Annotated in this window: 5 protein-coding genes; all 5 read left to right on the top strand. The window is 44.9% G+C overall.

Annotation, left to right across the window (positions count from 1 at the left end; all coding sequences use genetic code 11):
* Positions 1 to 263 precede the first annotated feature (263 nt).
* A complete protein-coding gene (locus tag EA392_00330; GenBank protein TVR42417.1) occupies positions 264 to 2,021 on the top strand; it encodes a hypothetical protein in 1,758 nt (585 codons plus the stop codon).
* Between the two features lie 18 nt (positions 2,022 to 2,039).
* Positions 2,040 to 2,723: a hypothetical protein gene (locus EA392_00335; GenBank protein TVR42418.1), complete on the top strand. Its 684-nt coding sequence runs from the start codon at positions 2,040 to 2,042 to the stop codon at positions 2,721 to 2,723.
* Entirely contained in the window at positions 2,707 to 3,486 is a 780-nt protein-coding gene (locus EA392_00340; protein TVR42419.1) for a hypothetical protein, read from the top strand. Before EA392_00335 ends, EA392_00340 begins: the two co-directional genes overlap by 17 nt.
* On the top strand, positions 3,486 to 4,658 hold the full coding sequence (locus EA392_00345) for a hypothetical protein (GenBank protein ID TVR42420.1): 1,173 nt from the start codon (positions 3,486 to 3,488) through the stop codon (positions 4,656 to 4,658). The genes EA392_00340 and EA392_00345 overlap by 1 nt, the downstream gene beginning before the upstream one ends.
* 312 nt (positions 4,659 to 4,970) lie before the next feature.
* A partial coding sequence (locus EA392_00350) for a hypothetical protein (GenBank protein TVR42421.1) occupies positions 4,971 to 5,793 on the top strand: 823 nt, incomplete at its 3' end.

Below are 5,793 nucleotides of genomic sequence, written 5' to 3' on the forward strand. Positions count from 1 at the left end.
AGAACCTCGCTACAGGAATGTACATGGTTCACATCGTTGTGGATGGCGAGCGCTTCGCTACTGAGCGTATGGTTGTGAAATAAGCGAGTTACATTTAATCATTGAAAAATCCGCCGGGTCTTACGATCCGGCGGATTTTTTTTGTCAAACAATGAATTAACAAGCTGGTAACTTTTGCAAAGTTGGTTTAATTCTTATTTAATCATTGCTTAATCGCAAGCGGCATATGACACAAATACCTTTGGCTCATAGAAAATCCACCTATGAGAACTACTCTAATTGCTACCATCTCCTTTTTGCTTGTGGTTATGACATGCCAATCATTAATGGGGCAAAGCAACCCTGAACCTTTCATTCTTGGGTCAGGAGCTTATTCGTTTAATGATTGGGATCCCGATTCCGATCCTGGTACCTATCCGCCTAACATGATGTTTCATGTTTTTCCGGATGGAGATCCGGAACTTGCGGATGAGCCTTCGGGTGATTGGGTATGCCGATATGATATCGAATCTCGCTCTCGAATTATAGGGTTGTTTGAAGACGGTATTGGTTTTATCAACACTGGTAACATTCAGGATTCACAAGAGCGCTGTGGAAACGGACCGGATGATGTAGGAGGATACGTTGGAGCAGCCATCGTGTCTTTGAATGCTACAGGTCGTGAAAACATTACATTGCAGTTTTCACTCGGCATAGTTTCGCAAGGTAGTGGTGATCCAACGCCGAGGGAATGTGCCATAACCCTCCAGTACCGGGTAGGGGTAGGCGCTGTATGGAATAACCTTCAAGATCCTGTCATTTTCAGTTCAGCCGGACGTGAGCCTGGCGAAATTGAAACTTATCAGGATATAATGCTTCCAGCCATTTGCAACAATCAACCGGAAGTCCAAGTGCGATGGAAATACTACTTCATTGAGCAAAACGACGGGGGCTCCAGGCCAATGCTCAGTCTGGATGATATTGAAATCACCAGCTCAGAGCTTTCTTCAGCCCCCGATCCGGTGCTTATCGCCAATGTAACGGAGTTAGAGTTTTTTCATCAATTGATTGGAAGTCCAACTGCAGCAAAACCTATATTGATTCAGGGCCTCAACCTTACTGGCAATGTTTTGGTTACCGTTCCACCATTTTTTGAAGTGTCAGATAATCCGGACAATAATTTTGATGAAGAACTCTCCATACCTGCTGTCTCCGGACAGGTTGAGCCAACTACGGTCTATGTCAGGCTCAACAGAAATTCAATAGGGGCCGCCAATGGAGTAGTATCTTTTAATTCACCCGAAGCGGAGGCGGTGGATGTTTTTGTAGATGGTATATGTATGGAACTGCCCGAACTCTACATTAATGAGTTCATGGCTATCAATAGTGAGACCATCGCCGATGAAACAGGGTCATATGAGGACTGGTTCGAAATCTATAACCCCAATGATTTTGATGTGGATATTGCCGGATATTACATCACCGATAACCTAAACAATGTCTTCAAGCATAAAATGGCTTATGGTGCGCCTGAGACGATTATCCCGGCTAATGGCTTTTTGCTGCTTTGGGCCAGTGGTAATCCGGAAACAGGTGTATTGCACGTAGATTGGTCTCTTTCTGGTAGCGGAGAAGACCTTGGTATATTTTTCCCCGACGGCGAAACAGCCATTGATACGTATACTTTCGGACAACAATCGGCCGACATTTCGGAAGGGCGTGCTACCGATGGGGCAGCCGACTGGGTGTTTTTTGAGACTCCCACACCTGGTGCCTCCAACAACATTACTTCAATCAGAGCTATTCAGTCTCCAGGCATCCATGTGTTTCCGGTACCAGCCTCTGACTTCATCAACATCCAGTGTGATTGTGTTATTGAGCATATACAGATTCTGGATGTTTCGGGCAGATTACAGCGAGAAGAGGGCTTTAATGTTTATGGTATGGCAACTGTTCAAACCACCAACATGGTTTCCGGTGTATACCTCATCAGAACCCATACCGACAGAGGCATGGCAGTTACTCAAATAGTAATTCGTTAAGAGCCGATTATGAAACACATGACAAAAACAAATGGTTTACATGTGCTGTTGGTGGTAGCAATTTTGGTGCTAAGCGCTTGCACCAAAGACCGATTGATTGTTGAGGTGCCCGTTCAAGTTCCTTGCGAATGTAATGACCTTCCTTCGGGCGTTCAGCTCATCCACTATTGGAGCTTTAATGATAATTCACCTCCCGAAGCCATCTTCACCCCAACTTACACTACGAGTCAGGCCGATATGATGTACTACGGTCAGAGCGGTGCGTTTGAGTTTTGCGATGGTGCAACACAATCTTGTTGGGAAACCGTAAACGACGGAACGGACATCAATGCGCGCAACGGAGCTTCTGACGGGCTTTCACTTCGATTGAGAAACCCGGGCTCATACCTTGAAGTTACGGCACCCACTGATGGGTATGAGAACATTATACTTCGCTACGCCACCCGACGTACAGGCTCAGGAGCACAGGCACAACAAATCTTTTACGCTGCCGACGGAAGCAATTTCATTAATGCAGCATTACAGGAAACGCAATATCAAGTAACCGAAGAATGGGAATTGCGCCAGATAGATTTCTCTAATGTGGGCGGAGCCAACAACAACCCGATGTTTAAAGTGCGGATTGTGTTTGCAGACGGTAACGAAAATGATTCAGGAAACAACCGTTTCGATAACTTGACCTTCGATGGGAGCGCCATTTAACGATCTGCGCCATTTCTGCAAAACCCCCGGGGCGCCCCAATTGGTAATTATTCCTCTATTCGCTCTGGTTATAATAATGTTGCTTTTATCATCCACAGAAAAACGCCCGGAAAAACTTAAGCCAATCAAATCTACCCATACTCAGGTGCCTGAACCCTCAGATATCTGCATGCACCCGGACAAAAACACATATATCGTGGTTAGCGATGATGGGTTTTTATTTGAGATGGATTCTGTGGGAAAGATTATCCGAAAAGCCGATTACAAGGGTTTTGACACCGAAGGTGTTACTGTGCATGAAGGTAAAGTGTATGTCATTGAAGAATTTACAAGAAAGATACGCGTGTTTGATTTGGAAACATTCCAACTTGAACGCACGGTATCGGTGCCTTATGGCGGCGGACGAAACAAGGCTTTCGAGTCCATTACTTTCAACAGGTCCAGAAACTGCTTTATAATGCTCACTGAGAAAGACCCTATTTTCCTTTTTGAGCTTGACAAAAACCTCAACCTTATCAATGAGATTGACATGGAAAATGTTGCTTCTGATATCTCGGCTGCAACATGGCACAATGGTTTTTTGTGGCTTCTCAGTGATGAAGATATGCATGTGATTAAACTTGACCCGACTAGCTATAAGGTGTTGAATAAATGGTACGTACCCATCATCAACCCCGAGGGAATTGCATTTGACCGAAACGGAAGAATGGTGATTGTATCCGACGACATGGAACGGCTGTATTTCTTTAAATCCCCTGCCTGATGAGGTTCTTGTTTTCGCTTCTCGCTTTGCTGATTGCTTGCCAGAACGTTACAGCTCAGCTCACGCTGGGAAATGGACACCATGTTCTGGAGATCACAGGTTCCTTGTCTACCTATTACAACCATAGGGTGCTGAAAGAAACCAGTGATAACCGAAACAAGGATCGTTTTAGGTTGCGCGATGCCCAGATTCAACTGGAAGGCCGCATCAAGGACGTCATAGAATATGAACTACAGGTGGACTTTGTAGATCTCTCATCACTTGCCGGCGGTGCAATTGACCCGGAAAACCCCGGTTTGATGGATGCATGGGTGCGCTACAAAGGCTTGCGGTTTGTAGATGTTCAGGTAGGTTACGGAAAGTTGTTCTATTCCAGGAGCTCGCTGGTTCCATTCACCTACAGTCCTTATTGGCAGCGCGCTGAGTTACTTAGGGGTGATGTGTTTGGCAGAAGGGATATCGGTGTAACCCTCATGAAGTCTTTTTGGAAGCAACGTGTTAACGTTTACGCCGGTGTTTATACAGGGTTGGCTGAAGTTTCACTCCGTGGCGACAACGACGCAAGCGGGCAACCAGAATTCGTAGCTCGGATTGATTTCGCATACCCGGCGAGGTATCGCTACCGCGAAATCGATACACGCAACACCCCTGTACCTATGATTGCCCTGGGCTTTAACGGACGCTATGCCAACAAGGAACTTCCAGATGGTAGATCGTTTCCCAACTTTGCAACAGGAGAGTATGGTGTGAAAGTAGTAAATGGCGAGCGCTATGTTTATGGTCTTGACGCGAGTTTTCAATTTAAAGGATTTTCGGCCCAATTTGAAATTCACCAAATGTGGGGAATTCCTCAGCGCAACAACGACGCTTTACTTCATGGCTATTATACAGGACGAGACGATGGATTCTTTGTAGCCGGTGGTTATATAGTACAGGCCAACTATTTTTCCAAAAAACTCAAAACCATCATTTCAATTCGATTTGAAGAACTTGATTTAAACGACCTTGTTCCTGGAAACGCGCAGCGCTTATCAGGGGCGCTGGCCTATCAAATCAAAGGTTTTGACTCAATGATTAAATTTCAATACTTCAACGTGTTGAAAGAGGAATCCATCAATCCATACCGGTGGACTGAGCAATTCCGCCTGGGATGGCAGTTTAATTTCAAATAAGCCCCATCTCAAAGTTTATGGGTTCGGCTGTACTTGCAAACCTTTCTTGTTAAAAACATCTCTTTTCATCCAAAGTATTTAGTGATGACCTGTGATCGTTTTTGGTATCACTGCTTGCCAGTCAACCCGCACGTTTCATACGGCCGTTATCCAACTTTCATCCTGAGGTAATACGATCTTTAATGAAGCTTAATAAGAATCTAATTTTGAGTTGTTAAGCCCTAATTACTTTTGACGGTGTTGAAGATCTACTCAGCATTGAGACTCTTGAAACATGTTCACTTTTTTTCTCACTTAAACCTTTCATGAATCATGAAAAAACCAAAACCAGTTTTGTTAATCAGTAAAAGGTGGCACCAGCTTCTGTTGTTAGTCTTTTTTATTTACAGTTCACCAATCGTCTTTGCGCAAACAGCATTCGAGGCGTACTCGCCAGCTATTGGTACCACTACATGTCCGGGATCGGATGTTGAGTTCAATGCCGGAGTTTATGAAGACTTGCCGCCCGGTGTAGCTTTCTCTGGATTTACCAGGGTAAATGTTGGCTGCAACAATGCAGGCTCGCATTACCGCAGTATTCATAACTCCACTTCCAAGGCATCAGCCGTGAGTGATGAAAAGTTCGTTAAGTTCAGTTTCACAGCGAGTTCATCTGTAGAATTTGAAGTGTCTGAGCTGGCTATTGCGCATTCCCGTTCTAATCAGGGCTCAAACAACGGAGCTATTCATTATGCTGTGGGCAACAACAACTTTGTTCAGATGGATAGCGATTTCATCATCGGAACCAACGATGGTCGTTCAGTGTTGACATTCGCAAATCCGGTGAGCATTCCTTCCGGTGATTCCATTGTTTTCAGAATGTATGGATGGGCAAACGGAGGCCCAACAGGAAATGGAAATGTTCGTATTCGCGGAGGAAGCAACTATAATATTTCCACCGGCTTAAAAGGTGAGTTTACAATTACAGCGACAGATCCTGAAATTTCTGTTGCACCTACTGTTTTGAGCCAATTCTGCCAGGTTATGGGCAATCCATCCGGCGAGCAGTCAGTAACAGTACAAGGCTTCAACCTCACCGACGACTTGACGATCACAGCACCTGCTGACTTCGAAATTTCACTCACTTCAGGAAGCG

This window comes from Cryomorphaceae bacterium (assembly GCA_007695365.1).
Classification (GTDB): domain Bacteria; phylum Bacteroidota; class Bacteroidia; order Flavobacteriales_D; family SKUL01; genus SKUL01.